This is a genomic window from Mesorhizobium sp. 113-3-9 (assembly GCF_016756515.1).
Lineage (GTDB): Bacteria > Pseudomonadota > Alphaproteobacteria > Rhizobiales > Rhizobiaceae > Mesorhizobium.
The window spans coordinates 4504154-4523192 of sequence record NZ_AP023246.1; the positions used below are offsets into that span (position 1 = coordinate 4504154).

Consider the following 19039-nt stretch of genomic DNA (forward strand, 5'->3'; position numbering starts at 1 on the left):
CGTCCGTGTCGAACCAAGCTGTCGCCATGCCGCGCAAGACGCGAGGGCCCTGGGCCGTCGCGTTTGCGAAGTTGGCAAGGGACAGGGCCGCGATGGCGTCCCTGGCCGTGTTCCTCCTCATCGTCCTTGCCTGCCTCAGTGCACCTCTCTATGCGCAATGGGCAGGCGTGGACCCCTTCGCCTCGACGCTCGACGCCGTCATCCAGATCGACGGTGCCGACGTCCCGGTGATGGAACAATCGACCGAGGGGCTCGGGCTCGGCTACACGCCGATCGGTCCGACCTGGCGGCTCGGCAACTATTTCCTCGGCGCCGACAGTCAGGGGCGCGATGTCATGGCCCGGATGCTCTATGGCGGGCTGAGCTCGCTGCTGATCTCCGGGGCGGCCACCATCTTCACGCTGATCATCGGCACGGCGGCGGGACTGATCGCCGGCTATTTCGGCGGCGTCACCGACACGGTGCTGTCGCGCTTGCTGGATGTCCTGTGGGCGTTTCCGATCTACCTGCTGGCGATTTCGCTTTCCATCGTCACCATCGCGCAGGGGATCAGGATCGGGCCGATAGATATCGAGTCCGGCAGCCTGTGGTTGCCGGTCATCATCATCGGCATCGTCTACGTGCCCTATGTGGCTCGACCGATACGCGGGCAGGTCCTGTCGCTGCGCCACAGCGAGTTCGTGCTCGCCGCGATCAATCTGGGCGTACCGGGATGGCGCATCCTGTGGCGCGATATCCTGCCCAACATCACCACCACGCTCATCGTTTTCGTGCCTCTGATGATGGCGCTGAACATGCTGACGGAATCAGCACTCTCCTTCCTGTCGATCGGCGTGCAGCCGCCGGCGGCGAGCTGGGGCACCATCATCCAGGACGGACAGGCGCTGCTTTACACCAGGCCGCTGGTGGCGCTGGTTCCGGGCCTGGCGATCGCGGTTTCGGTCATGGCGCTCAATGTCTTCGGTGACGGGCTGCGCGACGCGCTCGACCCGCGCTCCAAGGTTCGGCTGGGGCGCGACTGATGATCTACGCCATCCTGCGCCGTTTCGGTCAGATGCTGTTCGTCATGTTCGGCATCTCGGTCATCGTCTTCCTGATCTTTTTCGCGACGCCGGGCGCCGACCCGGCCGCGCGCATCGCCGGCCGCAATGCGTCGCCCGAAGTGCTGGAGGCGGTGCGCCACAGCTTCGGCTTCGACCGGCCTCTCTACGTGCAATATGTGAAGATGATGGAGAAGATCTTCGTCACGGGCGACCTGACCTCGTTCGTCAATCGTGGCTGGAAGGTGGTGCCGGCGGTCATGGATTCCATTCCCGTCACGCTCTCGCTGGTGTTCGGGGCTGCGATCCTGTGGGTGGTTGTCTCCATCATCATCGGCATCGTCGCCGCAGCCACCCGCGACAGCTGGCTGGACAAGCTTCTGATGGCGCTGGGGCTGCTCGGCATTTCCATGCCGGTCTACTGGCTGGGCGAGGTGATGAACCTGATCACCCAGAGCCGCTACCATGACAGTTGGGCGTTCTCCTGGGTGCCACCGCTCGGCTACAAGAATTTCTCCGACGATCCCAAGGGCTGGTTCCTGACGCTGATCATTCCATGGATCACGCTGGCTATCCTCTACATCGGCATCTATGGGCGCGTGCTGCGCGCGGCTATCATCGAATCCCTGCAGGAAGACTATATCCGCACGGCCCGGGCCAAGGGGCTGTCGGAGACGCGCATCCTGCTGCGCCATGCCTTGCGCACGTCGCTCATTGCCTTCGTCACCTTGTTCGGCCTCGACTTCGGCGCACTGGTGGGAGGCTCGGCGCTGCTGACCGAGGTGGTGTTCGGGTTGCACGGTATAGGCAAGCTCACCTATGACGCACTGCAGAACCTCGATCTGCCGATGATCATGGCAACGGTGATGTATGCTTCCATGTTCGTGGTGATCGCCAACGCTGTCGTCGATTTCATCTACATCCTTCTCGATCCGCGCCTGAGGACATCATGATACTGTCGGTGCGCGACCTCAAAGTATCCTTCCGCACCAATGACGGCCTTGTGCGGGCGATCGACGGCGTTTCCTTCGACCTCGCGGAAAGCGAGATCCTCGGTGTCGTCGGCGAGTCCGGCTCCGGCAAGACGGTGTCGCTGCTGGCCGTGATGGGCCTCATCACCGATCCCAACGCCACCATCGAAGGCTCGATCCGCTACAAGGGCCGCGAGCTGGTGGGGCTGCCCGCGCGGGAGCTTCGTCGTTTACGCGGCAACGAGATCGCGATGATCTTCCAGGATCCGATGACGGCGCTGACGCCTGTCTACACGATCGGCTGGCAGATCGCCGAACAGATCCGCGCGCATCGCACCGTCAGCAAGGCCAAGGCGATGGAGCGGGTGGAAGAACTGCTGGCCGAGGTGAATTTTCCCAACCCGCACGAGGCGATGTCGCGCTACCCGCACCAGCTTTCGGGCGGCATGCGGCAGCGGGCGGTGATCGCAATGGCTTTGTCCTGCAATCCGGCGCTGCTAGTGGCGGACGAGCCAACCACGGCGCTCGACGTCACGGTGCAGGCCGGCATTCTCGACCTGGTGCGCAAGCTGCGCGCGACACACAAATCAGCTGTCGTCTTCATCACGCACGACATGGGCGTGGTCTCCGAACTCGCCGACCGGGTGATGGTCATGTACGCGGGCCGCGTGGTGGAACGCGGCAGCCGGATGGAGCTGTTTTCCGATCCGCGACACCCCTATACGCGGGCGCTGCTCGGTTCGATCCCGCCGCTGACCGGCGACAAGCCGCGCCGCCTGCCTGCCATCCCCGGCTCGCCGCCATCGCTGCTTCGATTGCCGCAAGGCTGTGCGTTCGGCCCGCGTTGCCCAGTGCATTACGAACCCTGCGTGACCGGCAAGCCCGACCTTGGGGCCGGTACCCACGCTGCGGCATGCTTTCGGGTGGCACAGGCATGAGCGGACCCATGACCGACAAAGACCGCCCGATTCTCGAGACGCGTTCGCTGGGAAAGCGTTTTTCGATCGGCACCCGCTTTTCCGCCGAGGGCATGCGAACCGTACATGCGGTCGACAATGTTTCGCTGAGCGTGCGGCGCGGCGAGACGGTCGGGCTGGTCGGCGAGTCCGGGTGTGGCAAGTCCACTCTGGCGCGCTGCCTGGTGAGGCTCTACGACATTACGGACGGCAAGCTTCTCTTCGAAGGCGACGACATCACCAAAAAATCGCTGTCCGAACTGAGGCCGTTGCGGCGGCGCCTGCAAATGGTCTTCCAGGATCCGTCTGCCTCGCTCAATCCGCGCCGGCGTGTCGGCGATCTGGTGGCCGAGCCGCTGCGCATCCATGGCAAGCTTTCGTCACGCGAGATCACCGCGCGCGTCGCCGAACTGTTCGACCTCGTCGGGTTGCTGCCGGATCATGTCATGCGGTATCCGCACGAATTCTCCGGCGGGCAGCGCCAGCGTGTCGGCATCGCGCGGGCCATCGCGTTGAACCCCGATCTTGTCGTGCTGGACGAGCCGGTCTCCGCGCTCGATGTGTCGGTGCAGGCGCAGATCGTCAACCTGCTCGCCGACCTGCAGGAGAAGCTCAACCTCACCTACATCTTCATCGCCCACGATCTCTCGGTGGTGCGCCAAGTGTCGACCCGCATCGCGGTCATGTATCTCGGCTCGATCGTCGAGGAAGGGCCGGCGGAAGAGGTGTTCGCGGCCCCGGCCCACCCTTACAGCCAGGCGCTGATCTCGGCGGTGCCCGTGGTCGAGACGACGCCGAGCGGGACGCGCAAGCGCATCATCCTCACCGGCGATGTGCCGAGCCCGCTCAAGCCGCCATCCGGCTGCCGTTTCCACCCTCGATGCCCGATCGCGGTCGAGCGCTGCCGTACGGAGCGGCCGGATCTGAGGGAGTATCGGCCCGGCCGGAAAGTTGCCTGCCACTTCCCGACGGTGTAGCCGAAGGGTCATCCTCGTAACGGGGATCGCATTCGGCCAAAAGATTTTTAACGATTCCGTTTTTTGCATGGAACCGACCGCGATGCAGCGCGTTTCAATGGGTTCGATCGGGCGCATCGCGATCGACCGGGAGGAAACGATGGACTACCTGCATTTCTTTTCGCCCGTGCGGATCTCGCGCGGGCAGGGACACCCTGTAGAAGAAGTGGATAGTGTCGCCGAGGCGATGGTTTTCTTGCGTAAATGGCCGACGGGACGACGTGGACCTGTGTATCAGTGCGCGTTGAATTGCTGCTCGGCCGCCCTGTCGGGACAAATGTCGGCTGAAGAGGCAAGGAAGGCATTCACGGGCTTTGCCCGGATCACGCGCCTTCTGGACGATGACATGGCGTTGCCTGTCGCCGGCGAAACCATGGCAGGCGTATACGCGCTGCGGCGATAGACGCGTCGGACTGCTGGACGTCATTGCTGAACGTTATGGACCGCGTCCATAATGGCGGTTTATCTGTACGCTCAAGCGACGGAATAACGGTCGATCACCCAAAGCCACGAGCCGTCGCTTTGCCGCCGTGCTACTTCGCTGGTTATGTCGCCATCGGGAAGAAGGGTCGAGGTGAGTGCCAGGTCGCCGCAAATAAGCGCAGGCCGCTGTTCTCCCACGGCAAACTTCCGTCCTGACGCGAGGATCTCGGCATAGTAGCGGCGAATGGCTTCGCGGCCGCGCAGAAAACGTCCGCCGCCGCAGTCGATCACCGCATCGGGTTCGAACAAAGCGGTCATGCCATCGACATCTCCGGCATGCTGGCGCGAAATCAGCAGCGGCTCGAGATCCTGCGGATCGTAGACTGGTTTTCTTGCTGCCGAATCGCCCATGCCGGCTTCGCCTCTGCTTCGACCAGATCCTACCCGTAGAATGCCCCTTTGTATTCGTGACAGCTCACGGAATGTTCTGGATCAGGCAGGCAGAGTGATGCCGGAAAGCTCGGCGCAGATTTCAAGCAGATGATCCTGAAGCGCCTTGTCGTCGGCCTGGCGGTTGGCGGCCAGCGGACGCAGATGATAGAAATAGCGGCCGGTTGCATTGGCTTGCGGTTCGTCGCTGGTAGCGAGCCAGGCCTGCGTCAAGTGCGCCTGCATCATATCGTCGGGCGCGCCGGGGCCACCCATTCTTGTGGGTACCCAGCCCGGTTCGAGCGCGTTCGACAGCACGTCGGGCCAGCGACGGGCTACCGCGAATGCCAGCATCGCATCATGCAATTTGCTCTCGGCATAGGCGGTCGAACCGTTCCAGCGGCGCTTGCGCCAGAGGATATCGTCAAGATTGGCGTCCGCATGATGGTGCATGCCTGAACTGAGGAAGACCAGCCGGTGTGGTCGCTCGATCAAGGCGGTCAGGATATAGGCCGACAATGTGTTGATGGCGAAGACGTGCGGCAAGCCATCCGCCGTAAGGCGATGGCTTTCGCGATAACCGACGGCGGCGTTGTGGATCACCGCATCGAAGCGGCCAAGTCCATTGACGCGCGTGGCGACTTGCCTAGCTCCAGCAACTGTATCGAGGTCGCCCTCCACGATCTCTTCGGCCTGAGGCAACGCCCGGCGGGCGTCGCTGGCGCGAACTGCGTTGCGAGCATGAAGGACGACCTGATGGCCTTGGCTGACGAGCAGTTCGCCCGCCATCAGGCCGAGGCCGGCGGACGAACCGGAAATGAAGATGCGAGACATGGCAATTCTCCTTGAAACTGGCCGCGTTGGTGCGCGGCGATGGTGCCTGGTCGGCGGTCAGTTTTCACGACGGCGTGCCGTGGAGACCAACACCACGCCGAGCAATGCGCTGGCGGCACCAAGCAGATAGACGGCAGCGTAACCGAACTGACCGGCCACAAAGCCCGCGACAGGTCCAGCGAGCCCGTAGGCGATATCGAGGAATGCGACAAAGGCACCCATCGCACTGCCTCTGTTTGCCGGCAGGACGCGCTTCAGGGCTTCGACGCCAAGGGCCGGAAAGATTAGCGCGCAGCCTAGTCCGGTGACCAGGGCGCCCGCCAGTGCGATGCTCTCATGCGGGGCACTCCAGATCATCAGCTGTCCGATCGCCTCGATGACCATGGACCACAGAGCGACGCGATAGCCGCCGATCCTGTCGGGCAGATGCCCGAACAAGACCCGTATGAGAATGAAGCCGATGCCGAAAGCGGTCATCACCAGACCGGCATGACCCCAGCCAAGCGCGGCGAAATAGAGCGAGGCAAAGGCGGTGAGGCCGGAAAGGCCGACGCCTTGCAGCATGAGGCCGAGACCTTCGCGCCAGATCTGACCTACGACGCGGTGGAAGGGCAGTCGTTGGCCGCCAGGCGTCATGTAAGAGGTCGAGCCAAAGGCGATAGCGGCGGCGATAAGCGGTGCCACGACGCAGGCAACCATGGCGGCATCGAGCCCATAGGCCTGATAGAGCGCCATGCCTACCGGCGCACCGACGGCAAGCGCGGCGAACATCGCAATGCCGGTCCAGGACATCGACATGCCGGCGCGCTGCGGACCGACGGAGGCGATCGACCACGAGACACAACCCGTGACGAATTGGCTCTCGCCGAACCCGGCCGCCAGGCGGCCGACAACCACGATGGCGAGGCTGGTTGCAGGAGACAGGCCGGCAGCGCGGAGACGAAATAAAGGAGGCCGGCACAAGCGCAAACGATCGCACCTTGAACCGCCGCGCGCTTGCCGCCTTGCTGATCCGTGACGCGCCCGGCATAGCCGCGCGTCAGCACCGTGGCCAGGAACTGGATGCCGATGGCCAGCCCGACGATCAGGCTGCTGAATCCAAGTTTGTCATGGATAAACAGCGGCAGCACCGGCAGCGGCAAGCCGACGCAGAGATAGCCGCAGAACAGCGCCGCGATGATCCCGGGTGCGGGACGGGAAAGATTAGCCGGCGCGGCATTCGACCGGTTCGACGCAGGGGTAGCGAGTGCTGACATGACAGCCTCCATGGGATGGGTGAGGCCGGCAGGCCGCAGCTTGTTGGGCGGCCAGCCGGATCAGGCGGATTATTTCGCAGCGGCTCCGAAGAGGCTGGCGCGATAACCGCTGGTTTCGAGCAAATGGTCGCGTGAGGCGACTGCCTCGGACGCCAGACTGACAAGATCGATGTCGACCAGTTTGCCGGCGTGTTTGCGTATCTTGCCGGCGACCATCACGGTGTCGACGTCGGAGCGTTCGACCGCCTGGACGATCGTGCCGATCGCGTTGGTGAGCGGGAACACGGCGACATCGTCGGTGCGCACCATGATGATATCGGCCTGCTTGCCTGATGTCAGCGTGCCGATGGCGGCTTCGAGGCCGGCGGCACGGGCGCCGTTGATGGTGGCGGCTTGCAGCACCGCTTCGACGGAAATCGGCCCCGGAACGTTGGTTTCCCCCCGGAAGCGGCGATAGCGCATTGCCGAACGCTGCTGTCCGAACAATGCACGCATTTCGCCGAACAGGTCGCTGCCGAAAGCGGTGTCGAGGTCGATGCCAAGCGCCGGCGTGAGACCATGGTCGATGGCCTGCTGATAGGCGAAGCGGTCGTCGTCGAAGCCGAACAGCGCGTCGGAGCGCGGATTGACGGTCACGCTGACCCCGGCATCGGCAAAGCGCTTCCAGGTGTCTTCGGGCAGGCGCGTGCAATGATTGAAAATATTGTGCGGACCCAACAAGCCATTCTCGGTGACTTCCGCGGGCAGCTTCGCGAGGTCGCCGATGAACTCGGTCAGGATCCGCATGTCGAGGTCGCGCGCGACCTTCCACCAGTCGAGATTGAACTGACCAAACAGTCCAACCCGCACCAGGTCGCCGGCATTCCAGTTGCGGGTGAGGCGTTCGAGATCGCCAGGCAGATGTGCGCTGGACGCCTTCTTGTCCATGGCGGCGCCGACCATGTGCAGCGCGCGGATGCCGGACCCCTTGAGCGCGTCAAGTGCCGCATCGGTATGTTCGGGGCTGCGCGAACTGTGGCAGGCGTCGATGATCGTCGTTATGCCGGCATCGAGCGAGGCGGCGGCCGTCAGGCTGGTGCTGACATACATGTCGTGCGGGCGATAATGCGCGCCGAGCGTTTCGGCGACGACGCCGATATAGGCGAAGAGATCGTCGACATCGGGCATCAGGCGCCGCATCACGCCAAGCCACATGTGATGGTGCGCATCGATCAGCCCCGGCATGACGATGCTTGCCGTGGCATCGATCACGTCGGCGCCATCCGCCTGGATGTTTGCACCGACCGCGACGATGCGGTCGTTCTCGACAAGAACGTCTCCTGTCGCGAGATTGGGGACGGCAGCATCCATCGTTATGACGGTGCCGCCCTTGAATAACGTGCGGGGATTCTTTTGCGTGCTCATGGCTCTATTCCTTTCCAGGTGCGCGGGGACGAGTGGCAGGTTCCGCATGGCCGGCCTTATCGCTCCTGGGCGAGCTTGAATTAAGTGCTGATATGTCCGATACTTCCTGACTGAAAATCAGGAATGACCAATGGCGTTCGATGGTCGGATCTTGTCAGGGGTAAGCGTGCTGGCGGCGGTGGTCGAAGGCGGCACTTTCGTCAAGGCCGCCGAGCTCATCGGCATTACCGATTCAGGCGTCAGCCGGGCCATTGGACGGCTTGAAGCGCGTCTTGGCGTGCGGCTGCTCGAGCGCACCACGCGATCCCTGTCGCTTACCGATGAGGGCCGACGCTTCTACGAAGAAGTAAAACCCCACCTGAACGCGATCGAGGATGCGGCAATTGTCGCCTCCGGTACGGCCTCGGCCGTACGAGGCCGCCTCAAGGTGGACATCGACCCTTTCTTCCTGCCGCTGGTTCTGGCCGGCCGGCTTGGCGCCTTCTGTGATCGCCATCCCGAGCTGACGATCGAGTTCGTGTCGAAAGAGCAGTTCGGGGACCTGGTGTCGGATGGCATCGACCTTGCGATCCGTTTCGGACAGCCACGGTTCTCGACCCTCGTTGCGCGCAAGTTGATCGAGGCGCCGATCCTGACGGTCGCTTCCCCGCGATATATCGAGCGCCATGGACGGCCCGGCGATCCCGTGGATCTCTCAGCGCACCGATGCCTGCAATTCCTGGACCCGCACAGCGGCACGCCATTCGACTGGGCGTTCGTACGCGGCGAGGAAACGATCGAGGTTCCAACCAGCGGACCGCTGACCTTCACCGACCCCAAATCGATGCTGGAGGAATGCATCGCTGGAACTGGTGTCACCCAGGTTATCAGTTGGGGCGTCGGGGATCTGCTCGCGGAAGGGGCGCTGATCGATCTCTTTCCGGACTGGCATGGCGAGCTCTTCCCGCTGTTTGCCTTTCACCCGTCGCGCAAGCATCCGCCTGCCAAGGTGCGGGCCTTCGTCGATTTCTGCGTCGAGGTTTGTCGGGAGCTGTAGCAACGCCTACCAAGCGAACCGGTTGAAAGAAGCAGCAATAGGCTAGATAGGGCCGCGACACCCCACTTTGGCCGATCCATTGAGACGATTGCCATGACCTTGGGTGAGGTGCTGGATCTGCTCCGCCTCACGCAGGGTTCTCAGCCCGGCAAGATGATTTCGCGACTGAGCTTGACCAGGTCACCGCGGGTGTGGCGATTGGTCTTCTCGAATATCTTCAGCAGATGGCTTCGTACGGTGCTTGTCGCCACGCCCAGCGAGCGTGCGATGCTCGCCGTGGTTTCACCCGAGACGACGAGTTCGAAAATCCGCTGTTCGGCCGGCGTCAGTTCGTAAAGCAGGCGCATCGCGTCGGCGGGCATCTCGAGCGGCGCAGTGGCGTCGGCGATGAATACGGCCACCGTGGCCCGGCGGTCCAGACCGCCGCGCATCGTACGCTTTTCGAGCGGCATCACCTGCAGAGAAAGTGCCGTACCATCGCGGGACTTGGCCGCGATGCCAATTCCGCGCCTTCCCAACTCATGTTCTGCGCGCGCCGCGGCCTGAACCGCTGCCTGGAGGCGGTTCGGCACGAGTTCGCGTGGCAAGGAGAGCTTGCCGCGTACGGAGGCGATCGGATCACCGTTCCCCAGCATGGCTCGTGCTGCGGAGTTCGCGTGAACTATCGCCATTTCCGCGTCAACCAGGACCACGGCCGATCGCGTGGCGTCGAGCGCGGCCTCGAATGTCGCGGCGGCCGACGCCGCGCCGTCCAGCATGCGGCTGATGATCGCTGCGCGCCGCACGTGCGGAGCCATCAAGCGCAACCCTTCCATGTGTGCCTCGGTAAGCGGTTGCGAGGACTCGTGAACGCCAAGCCCGATATTGCCCACCATTGTGCGGTCGCGCGCCAACATGATGCCGACCTGATCGACGAGGCCGAGCGGGCGCACCCATTCTTCATAGAATCGGTTGCCCTCCCAGACGTCGGGCCCTGTGATCCGCGACTGGAGAATGGGCTCCTCCAGCGGCATCTCGGCCATGCGCGCAACGCCACCCCAAAGCTCGATCACATCGTCATTGTAAGCCTGCATTCCGGCAAGGTATTCGTCGGGAATGTTGGTGGTCACTTGCACCACGGCAGTGCCGGTCGGCATCGCTATCACGGAGATTGCCCCGAGATGGAAGCCGAAGTGACCGCGCATATCGTCGAGCGCCTTCTGCCAGAGACGGGGCTCAATGACCGCATCGTAGAAAGTGCCTATCATGGCGGTGAGTTCGGAAAACTTATCTGGCAAGGTATGCTCTCCCCCGAAAGCGCCCCAATGGGTGAAATACAGCATAGTGTGGGTACGTTGGCTAGTTAGGACAGTGATCTTGTCCAATTCCTCGTTGATACATTGTCTCCGGCCTCGCCGTATCCACCAATTGGTGGATGCCGTCGTCCGCCCCGACGACTAGTTTCCAGCCGATTGCGAATCTTGTTGATCAGGCGGGGGCGTTTGGGGATGACAAAACAGTGTGGCGGGGCGAGAGACGCGTTTAAAGCTTGCGGTACGAGGGATGGCTCTTTTTCCGGATCCCCGCCGAAGATGCGATCCTTGCTCGGCGTTTCCTCGGTCGTGCTCGGCATCATGATGTCGTCAGGGACCTCGGCCCGTGCCGACGACTGCGGCGACGGCGACGGTCTAGACGGTGCCTATGCCTGCGGCGTTGACGCTTTGGCTTCGGGCAGTGCTTCCAACAGCGCGTTCGGCAATGAGGCTCACGCCTTTGACGGTGGCCGCAACACCGCACTCGGCTCCTCCGCCAGTGCCTTCAACGGGGCCAACGCCACGGCCGTGGGCGCCGGTGCCACCGCGTTCGGCAACGACACCACTGCTGTCGGCCAAGGCAGCAATGCGGGGTTCGCTGGGTCCACAGCCGTGGGCAAGGGCGTTGCCACGACGAGGGCAGACCAGGTCGCCATCGGCGGCAGCCAGGCAACCTACACGCTCGCGGGCCTGCCGTCGGCGGCCAGCACGAACGCCCAGTCCGGCACGACCTACATGGTCACGACGGACAGCGCCGGGAATCTGGCGGCCTCGACATTCGACCTGGCAACGCTGTCGTCACTGCCCGCGCAGGTGACGCAGAACAGTTCCGACATCACCGCGCTGCAAGGCACCGTGAGCGGCCACACCACCGAACTGGCCAACCACGAAACGCGCATCACCAACGCCGAGGGCGGTATTGCGCAGCACACGACCCAGATCGCCTCGCTCGACACAAGAGTGACCACGAACACTGCCGACATCGCTACCAATACCAACAACATAGCCATCAACACCGCCAATATTGCCATTAACACCGCCGATATCGCCACCAACACCACCAATATTGCATTGCTGGATGGCCGGGTGGGAAGCCTCGAGAGCGGTCTGAATGCGGTCAACGGCAGAATCGACAAGGCGTTCGAGGGCACTGCCATGGCACTGGCGATGGCCGGGAGCGGCCTTCCTGGCGACAAGAACTATGCTGTCTCGCTGAACTGGGGCACGTTCCAAGGCGAGAACGCCTTCGCAGGCAGTGCACAGGCCCGCATCAGCGAAAACGTTGTCCTGAGCGGCGGCATTGGCGTCGGCGCCAGCAACCATACTGTTGGCGGGCGGGCAGGCGTGACGGTGGCCTGGTAGTAAGGGTCAGGCCGGGCTGTTGGCTATGAGCGTTGTCGACCTGGGGGCCTCAATGTGGAAAGGCATCGCCCTGGGCGCACTGTTACTGGCGGTGCCAGCAGCTCCCATCGCATCGCCAGCACTGTCCCAGGCCTCCAGCACGTCGGACAAGAAGGCCCAGCCCAAACCGGCCGAGATCGACCGAAACGGTGTGCTGATCCTGACGCGGAGCGTCCTGCTGGCGCTTGACCAAGCCAACAAGACTGGCAACTACACCGTGCTACGCGACCTTGGCTCGCCTAATTTCCAGGCCAACAGCGCAGCTGGACTCGGCGATATCTTTGCGGCGCAGCGCAAGCAGGCGCTCGATTTCAGCGCGGTGGCGGTGTTGGAACCGCAGCTAACCCTTCTGCCGCAGATCGAGCCCAACGGCATGCTGCACATGGCCGGTTTTTTTCCTTCGGCACCGTTGCAGGTGAACTTCGAACTGCTGTTCGAGCCGGTTAGCCGGCAGTGGAAGATTTTTGGTGTCTCGGTCAACCTTACCCCCGGCGGACCACAGGCGCCGGAAAAGCCATTGGCCGATCATCCCAAGCCTTCGCAAGCAGCGCCGCCCCCCGAAGCGCCGTCGGTCGCGGTCGGGAAAAAGATGAAGGCCACCAAACCGTAACTCCGCTGGCGTCTCGCGCATTCTGCTGTTCCTGCCGCCAACCTCACTTGCTCGGATTACGCTGCCATCGGGCTCGTATAGTGTGAAGCATTTCCGGCTTGAGATGCGTATAACGCCTCAACATCTTCCAATCCTTGTGACGTGTGACCAGTGCAACCTGTTCAATTGTAAATCCCGAGAGCCATCGGTCCGGCACCTTGGGCGGCCCGTTCTCGACCAAATCGAATGAGCCGTTCGCTCTCCAATGCTGCGATGTTGCACTTCCCCAAATGTCTTCGGAGCATATCGAGGGCCACGGCCTTGGAGCGGCGAGGGGACTTGCCTACATCGCACATGTCGTCGATATGAAGGTCGATGAGTTCGCCGAAGGTTTTCAGGCGCGCTATACGGGACTTTGTCGGCGTCTCACCGCGATCGACTTGGCGCTCGGTTTCGGTTGCCCAGTGCCGCGCGTCGTCTCTCTGGCGTAAATTCGTGTGCACCCGGCAGGTTCTGACGATTTGATGTAAAAAAAGATGAAAAATCAAGATCATAGAGTGGCTGTAGCGCCCATGATGGATGGGGCAGATAGATAAATAATATCAGATAGTTGCGGGAGGCCGTGTGCAAAAATCGCACACGAAAGTTCTGCTTCTCTTCGTTTTTCGTTCCCACGACGGAGCCGCCGACAACCCTATTCGGACGCTCTTCTACCGACGATATTGACCGCTCCATTGTGCACGTTCGCTGAGATATCCGTGCCCCTTATTGTCCGATGAGGCGTCCAATTTGCCTGGGGTTCTTGGAAGCTTTTCGAACTTTCTGCCATGCTGCTCCAGCCGAATTGCGCGTGCTCGCGAGCGCGGCCGGAACGTGAAAGCTGCCTTTTTAGGATGTGATCACGCCCTCACTGCGGGGTTAAGTCGGAGAAGGTCTGGCGTGGTGCTTGAGGTTCCGCGTTGTGTTCGAAATTTCAGTAAAACACGTGCGCTTTGGTCCTTCCAAGCGACAAGAATCGCGTATGTGCGTGCACTCCTCCCACAGACGCTGACGAACCGCATCGCTTGCCCGCATGACTGAAACTTCGCATACCAGACTGCTCTCCCGCAAAATCTCTGATTTCTGCCGTATCCGTCTCGACCCACTGCTTCCCCCTCAAGAAAGTGCCCGCATCAGAGCGTTTCTGCTCAACCTGATCTCCTGTGCTAAAACACCGCCGCGAAAATTGCGCGGCTATGATTGGCAAGAAATCGGCATTTGTTGCGACCTCGACGGTGAAACGCTTCGATCTGCCCGAACTGCAATCGAGCCAGCATTGGACGCGATCGCTCGAAATACGAAAGCTGCGCCGAAGCGGGCGACCATCGCCGGCCGTCGCAACACGAAACCGCAGCGTCATGAGCCGGAACGTCCGCAACCGCCGGCAGGGAACGCGCCAGCTCCAAGTCGTCATAAAAGCTCGAGCGGTCAGAGCGGGAGCCTGCAGTCGCGGTCGACCGGCAAAAGCCCGGCATAAAACCGCGCGCTATCGAGGAGTTCCCACCACCACTTTTTGAGGAAGCGTCTGATCACCCCAGCTTCCAGGCAGCACTGGATTTCCAGATGCGCCGCCATGGCGACAGCTATTGGCATCTTCATCGTGCTGTTGTCCGAGACGACGAGAGTCTCGACCGCTCGACAATTCGTCATTGGCTCCAGGGATCAAAATCGCCGCGCAGCGTGGCGAGCATGGAAGTGCTAGCGCGGATCGAGCGTCGTTATCGTCTTCCAGCAGGGTATTTTAAAGCGAGACTCCCGCTTCAGACGCGCTCCGCCTCCGGCCACATTCTAGATGATATCGGCCCGGCTGAACGCCGGCGGCTTGCGTGGCACCTGCCTGACGACTTCAACGCGCGACGTCCCGAGGAGCAGGAAGAGATTCTGGAATGGGTTCGGCGCGTAATTATCAGCGGATCAACTGACTACCGGAGATTCCAAGCGGCCGCGTTGAAACAGCGTTACGCCATCCGTTTCCCGGGTATCACCTATGGTCAGTCGGATGTTGCAAATGACGGCTATCGAGTTCAGCGCGAGCAACAGGACGATGATGGTGCACAGTTCACTGACCCCGACCTGATGTCCGGCGTCATCGACGCTCCACCTGCGCTTGCGATGGAAATGGCGGATCTGATCCGCTTCAAGACTGCGACACTTACTGCGTTCGGCCTACAGCGCAACGGTGTTTGGGGCGAGGAGACCGCATCGCAGAAAGTCGAGCATCTCGGTTTGATGTTCGGTGCGTTGGCCGCGCATCCGCGCGGACCAGTACGCGGCTACGGCATGCCGACGCAACATCTGACATTTGGCCTGCTAGTCTTCCCCTCGGTCTGGGATTGGTATGTCCAATGGCGCGAGAGGCGGCGCGGGTTCTACACCGCGTGGGAGGTGGACATGCTGCGAATTTCTCTCGCGCTCACCCGCAAAGACACGGGCTGGCTCAGGCAGCAACCTCATCTGGCGTCGCGGATCCGTCCCATCAATGGACTGGTTTCACAGACCGACATTGATCGCGCGAGCGGGGACTGGGACGACGCCTGCGATGTCTACTTTAAGCACGCCACCTCTCGCGTGAAGGAAATTCAGCGTGTCGCGCGTGTGCATCGTGATCCCTTTGAACCAATCATGCCTGTGCTGGAGGCCGATAGCCCAGTCGGCGAGTATCGAAAGATCACTGAAGAGATTCTTCGGCTCATACCTGATGAGCGCTTCCATCGCCGTCCTGCCGCAGAAGCAGTGCGCTCGTTCCTGATGCTTCGGTTCGGGCTGCATCTTGGGTTGCGACAGAAGAATCTGCGTCAACTGATGGTCAGTGAACGCGGCAGACTCCCGCGGTCTGAGCGCCAGCTTGCCGACATGAAGTGCGGTGAACTCCGCTGGAGCGAGCGCGAAAAGGGCTGGGAGGTGCTCATTCCTTCAGTCGCTTTCAAGAACGCGAACTCGTCCTTTTTCGGAAGCAAGCCGTTTCGGCTCGTCCTGCCGGACCTGGGTGGATTATACGAGCACATCGAAGCGTATATCGATCGGCACCGCCGAGTGTTGCTAGGAGGAACGGAAGACCCCGGCACCTTCTTTATCAAAACGGTTAAGGCGACCAGCAAGGACGCCGCATACGATCGAAACACGTTCTATGAGGCATGGCGCCTGATCATCCAGCGATATGGCATTTACAATCCATATACCCAACGCGGCGCTATCCCGGGTCTTCTCCCCCACGGCCCGCACAATGTTCGTGACGTACTGGCAACGCACATCCTGAAACAGACCGGGTCATATGAGCAGGCAAGTTACGCGATCCAGGACACACCCGACATGGTGGCGCACCACTACGGTCGCTTTTTGCCACAAGACAAAGCTGCACTTGCTGCTCGGATTTTGAACCAAGTCTGGCAGGCGGCTTAAAGAGCATGGTGATAAACTAATCTCATACTGAGTTTATCGCCGTTGAGCTAATCCGTGCGACCGGCCATCGACGCGGTGTGGCCGGAAGCTCGGCAAATGCTCGGAGACTATCAATACGGGTTTGAAAATCCTTGGGCGGCGCCATCCTATGTGCTCGGTCGAGCATCGAGGCGGGGTCAGGTCGGGCAGCTACATGGATAATTGATGAAGGGCTGCGGAACAGGACGCTTGTGCGATCTTCATCGCCGCCAGCTATGCCGGGAAGGGCACCGCGGAACCAATCAGCTTGCGGCTGCGGAACGGTCAACGGCGCAACTGAGCTATTTCTTGCTCCTCGTGGCCTTAGCCTGAACCAGGCTACTTGAACGGATTTTCTAAATAAGTCTCATGCCTGTAAAAGTGTGCCCCTCCAGGGATGTCGGCCAAGCGGGCTTCCGTCGCGATCGAGATGCCGACCGCAGACTCTCTCGGACGACGTGCTGGTACCGGGGGTGATGGTATGTCCAACGGGCAGGAACGCCTACGTGGGTGAGGTATCCAAGATCCGCGTTCACCGAGACATTTGCTTCTCTGATTCTTCTGGGGTCAACTCGAAAATTTGCTTTAATGCCCTAGGATGGCTGAGTAAATTCACAGTTCAATCACGCGGGCGCTGCAATGAACCCAGACCTTATCAAACTTGCCCTTGAGCATTGCGGGACGTCCGAGTTTGAGAAGTATTCGCAGACCGTACTTGGAGCCCTTATCGGTCCAGCTTTTAAGCCCTTGGGTGGCCATAAGGACGGCGGTGCGGACGGATTTGTCGACCTCGGCATTTGGGAACAGACCGATAAGCCAAATCGGTTCTTTCAGGCCTCGAAAACACTGGATGTTGAGAAGAAAATTCGGGATACGGTCGCTCGCCTCAAAGAGGTCGGTCGCGATGTCGACCTTCTTTACTACGCCAGTTCCTTGATAGTACCCTATATCGACAAAGTCGAGATGACGCTGTCTGACGAGCTTGGCGTCACCATCAAAATCTACGACCGCAATGCATTCGCCCAACGCGCGAATTTCAACAAAGATGTTGAGGCCGCCGGCGCACAGTATCTACGACCTGCACTGCATTTCCTTGACGAATTGGCTGCCCCTTCCTACCCGTCTCAACCCGTTTTCCAAAACGCACAAGCGGTTTGCGCCTTCTTGTCGCACGAACTTGAACGACGAATTGGCACGACGAAAACGTTGGAAGGCGTTTGTGATGGGCTGTTAATTTGGGCGTTAGAGGAAACCGATCCCGATGCCGGCAAACTTCTTACACAAGCTCAGATTCTCGAGAAGATCGAGAATGTCATTCCGACGGCGCGGAAGTTCCTTCGTGGGCAAATAGGGGAGCGCCTTGAGGCATTGACGGCGAAGAAGGCCGGTGCGCGAACCGTCAACGTCCATACAAAAGAGGGGGCTTACTGCCTTCCTTTCGAAGCCCGAAAACAGATACGTGAATCGCTTGTCGAAGATGAACAGTTGAAGGTCGAGGTCACCGACGCCTTCAGGAAACGCATTGTCGACGCCAGCGTGGATCTTGAAGACAAGGTGCTGGAGCAGGTCCCGGCCCTCATTCATACCACCGTTGAAAAGTTGTTTGAGCAACAGGGTTACAACGCCGTCCGACACTTTTCCGAGGAGGGTGAACAAGGTGCGCTTGATGCCAGGTCAGTGATCGAAGTTGCCGGTGACGTTGTTGACGCCGTGAAGATGGACCATCCTTCGCGGGTCAAGGTGAAGTTCCTGATAAAGCAGGTCCTCAGGGGTGCGCTCTACAATTCCGAGCCGGTCGAACGAAGTTATTTCGGCAGGCTTGCGCGCACCTATGTGCTGCTTTTTGTATTGAAAAACACCCCCGAGTTGGTCGAGCATTTCAATTCGATGGCGAAGCATTTCGTGCTCTACATCGGCACCGATATCTTGGTGCGGGCCGTCTCTGAATATTACCTTCCCACAGACGACCAGATGACAGTCAACACCCTGAAGATCCTCAGGCAGGCCGGGGCGAAACTCATCCTGACAGCGCCGACTCTGGAGGAAGTCCACAGTCACATCTACGCGGCAGACCGGGAGTTCGATAATACATACGCCGAAGTGGACGCCATCGTTGACCGCGATCTGGCTTCGGAGAGCGACCGCATTCTAATCCGCGCTTATTACTACGCGAAGCTGGAGCACGATAACCCTAAACGACCCAGGAGTTGGGGCGCCTATCTAGGAAATTTCCTTACTCGCGAAAAGCTTCTTGGACCGACTAGTCCACAAAGCATGAGGTCGCTCCGGGATACCCTGACCATCCGCTACGGGCTTTCATTTGAAGACCGAGAGGACCTGATGAGGGAGATTGATCAAGATGACCTCAAAAAGCTGACCGACGCCATTAAGAAGCTCCGCAAGGATGGTGGACGGCGCCACGGAGATTCGCGCTTCCAATGATGCCGCTCATATTCTCTTGGTTCAGCGGAGGCGGAAAGCGGAAGAGAGGGAGGTTTCCAGCCCCTACGGCTATCGAACTTGGTGGCTCACTCAGGAGACCAAATCAGGGATTGCGGTGGCGGTCGCATTTCCTAAGAGACGCCTGCCCAAGGCCATTATGCGCCCCGACCTGCTTATAAATTATATCGCCTATAATCCGACGACGACCGAGGTGCGCCGGAGTATGGGCGAGATTTTCCCCTCGCTCATGGGAATTCGCCTAGGCACACGCCTTGAGCAAGACCAGTTCGAAAAGATCATGGAGAAAATCAAGGAAGCCCATCGGACCGATCCAGCTCGCGCTGAAGCAATGGTAGCCGAGCATTCGAACGCATTGATAGGCCAAACACTCCGCGAGTTTACCTTGAAGTACGTATCCCCCATCTAGCAAAATTTGAACCTGTTGGACGTTGATTCCCGACGCCACTGCTCACAGCCGCTGCTTTTGCCGCAGT

The 19039-nt window shown here is 60.7% G+C and carries 17 protein-coding genes and 1 pseudogene; 12 read left to right on the plus strand and 6 right to left on the minus strand.

Annotated elements, in window-relative coordinates:
* The first annotated feature begins 5 nt into the window (after positions 1-5).
* The 5 genes from MesoLj_RS21810 to MesoLj_RS21830 all read left to right on the plus strand — a co-directional run bounded on the left by MesoLj_RS21810 (position 6) and on the right by MesoLj_RS21830 (position 4386).
* Positions 6-1022, plus strand: a complete 1017-nt coding sequence (locus tag MesoLj_RS21810) for an ABC transporter permease (RefSeq protein WP_140773622.1) — start codon at positions 6-8, stop codon at positions 1020-1022.
* Positions 1022-1993 (plus strand): ABC transporter permease, encoded by a 972-nt coding sequence (locus MesoLj_RS21815; protein ID WP_202322356.1) that lies wholly within the window; start codon positions 1022-1024, stop codon positions 1991-1993. Before MesoLj_RS21810 ends, MesoLj_RS21815 begins: the two co-directional genes overlap by 1 nt.
* Positions 1990-2949: an ABC transporter ATP-binding protein gene (locus MesoLj_RS21820; protein ID WP_202322357.1), complete on the plus strand. Its 960-nt coding sequence runs from the start codon at positions 1990-1992 to the stop codon at positions 2947-2949. The genes MesoLj_RS21815 and MesoLj_RS21820 overlap by 4 nt, the downstream gene beginning before the upstream one ends.
* Positions 2950-2957: 8 nt before the next feature.
* Positions 2958-3944, plus strand: a complete 987-nt coding sequence (locus tag MesoLj_RS21825; RefSeq protein WP_202322358.1) for an ABC transporter ATP-binding protein — start codon at positions 2958-2960, stop codon at positions 3942-3944.
* A 139-nt stretch (positions 3945-4083) separates the two neighbouring features.
* Positions 4084-4386: a DUF982 domain-containing protein gene (locus MesoLj_RS21830; RefSeq protein ID WP_027051844.1), complete on the plus strand. Its 303-nt coding sequence runs from the start codon at positions 4084-4086 to the stop codon at positions 4384-4386.
* A 71-nt stretch (positions 4387-4457) separates the two neighbouring features.
* Here MesoLj_RS21830 and MesoLj_RS21835 read toward each other — a convergent pair whose 3' ends face one another.
* The 3 genes from MesoLj_RS21835 to MesoLj_RS21845 form a co-directional block, all read right to left on the minus strand.
* Complete coding sequence (locus MesoLj_RS21835) at positions 4458-4817, minus strand: YybH family protein (protein ID WP_202322359.1); 360 nt, start codon at positions 4815-4817, stop codon at positions 4458-4460.
* A gap of 81 nt (positions 4818-4898) precedes the next feature.
* Entirely contained in the window at positions 4899-5669 is a 771-nt protein-coding gene (locus MesoLj_RS21840; RefSeq protein WP_202322360.1) for an SDR family NAD(P)-dependent oxidoreductase, read from the minus strand.
* Positions 5670-5726: 57 nt separating this feature from the next.
* A complete protein-coding gene (locus tag MesoLj_RS21845; RefSeq protein ID WP_202322362.1) occupies positions 5727-6566 on the minus strand; it encodes an MFS transporter in 840 nt (279 codons plus the stop codon).
* Between the two features lie 14 nt (positions 6567-6580).
* Between MesoLj_RS21845 and MesoLj_RS21850 the strand changes: the two genes are divergently transcribed.
* The gene (locus MesoLj_RS21850) at positions 6581-6922 is read left to right on the plus strand and encodes a hypothetical protein (protein ID WP_202322364.1); all 342 of its coding nucleotides are present in this window, start codon (positions 6581-6583) and stop codon (positions 6920-6922) included.
* Between the two features lie 72 nt (positions 6923-6994).
* On the opposite strand, the gene MesoLj_RS21855 is transcribed toward MesoLj_RS21850, so the two are convergent.
* Positions 6995-8329, minus strand: coding sequence for an amidohydrolase family protein (locus tag MesoLj_RS21855; protein ID WP_202322373.1), 1335 nt, complete (start codon positions 8327-8329; stop codon positions 6995-6997).
* A 130-nt stretch (positions 8330-8459) separates the two neighbouring features.
* Between MesoLj_RS21855 and MesoLj_RS21860 the strand changes: the two genes are divergently transcribed.
* Positions 8460-9365: a LysR family transcriptional regulator gene (locus tag MesoLj_RS21860; RefSeq protein ID WP_202322375.1), complete on the plus strand. Its 906-nt coding sequence runs from the start codon at positions 8460-8462 to the stop codon at positions 9363-9365.
* Positions 9366-9505: 140 nt separating this feature from the next.
* Here the strand turns inward: MesoLj_RS21860 and MesoLj_RS21865 are convergent, their stop codons facing one another.
* Positions 9506-10642, minus strand: a complete 1137-nt coding sequence (locus tag MesoLj_RS21865; RefSeq protein ID WP_202322377.1) for a helix-turn-helix transcriptional regulator — start codon at positions 10640-10642, stop codon at positions 9506-9508.
* A 303-nt stretch (positions 10643-10945) separates the two neighbouring features.
* On the opposite strand from MesoLj_RS21865, the gene MesoLj_RS21870 reads away from it, so the two are divergent.
* Positions 10946-12019, plus strand: coding sequence for a YadA-like family protein (locus MesoLj_RS21870; protein ID WP_202322379.1), 1074 nt, complete (start codon positions 10946-10948; stop codon positions 12017-12019).
* 25 nt (positions 12020-12044) lie between these two features.
* On the plus strand, positions 12045-12668 hold the full coding sequence (locus tag MesoLj_RS21875; RefSeq protein ID WP_244735123.1) for a hypothetical protein: 624 nt from the start codon (positions 12045-12047) through the stop codon (positions 12666-12668).
* Positions 12669-12829: 161 nt separating this feature from the next.
* On the opposite strand, the gene MesoLj_RS21880 is transcribed toward MesoLj_RS21875, so the two are convergent.
* Positions 12830-13201, minus strand: coding sequence for a hypothetical protein (locus tag MesoLj_RS21880; protein WP_202322381.1), 372 nt, complete (start codon positions 13199-13201; stop codon positions 12830-12832).
* Between the two features lie 518 nt (positions 13202-13719).
* On the opposite strand from MesoLj_RS21880, the pseudogene MesoLj_RS21885 reads away from it, so the two are divergent.
* The 3 genes and pseudogenes from MesoLj_RS21885 to MesoLj_RS21895 all read left to right on the plus strand — a co-directional run bounded on the left by MesoLj_RS21885 (position 13720) and on the right by MesoLj_RS21895 (position 18972).
* Positions 13720-16085 (plus strand): annotated as a pseudogene (locus MesoLj_RS21885) (hypothetical protein).
* A gap of 657 nt (positions 16086-16742) precedes the next feature.
* The gene (locus MesoLj_RS21890; protein ID WP_202322389.1) at positions 16743-18545 is read left to right on the plus strand and encodes a hypothetical protein; all 1803 of its coding nucleotides are present in this window, start codon (positions 16743-16745) and stop codon (positions 18543-18545) included.
* Positions 18508-18972, plus strand: coding sequence for a hypothetical protein (locus MesoLj_RS21895; protein WP_202322391.1), 465 nt, complete (start codon positions 18508-18510; stop codon positions 18970-18972). The genes MesoLj_RS21890 and MesoLj_RS21895 overlap by 38 nt, the downstream gene beginning before the upstream one ends.
* The last annotated feature ends 67 nt before the right edge of the window (positions 18973-19039 follow it).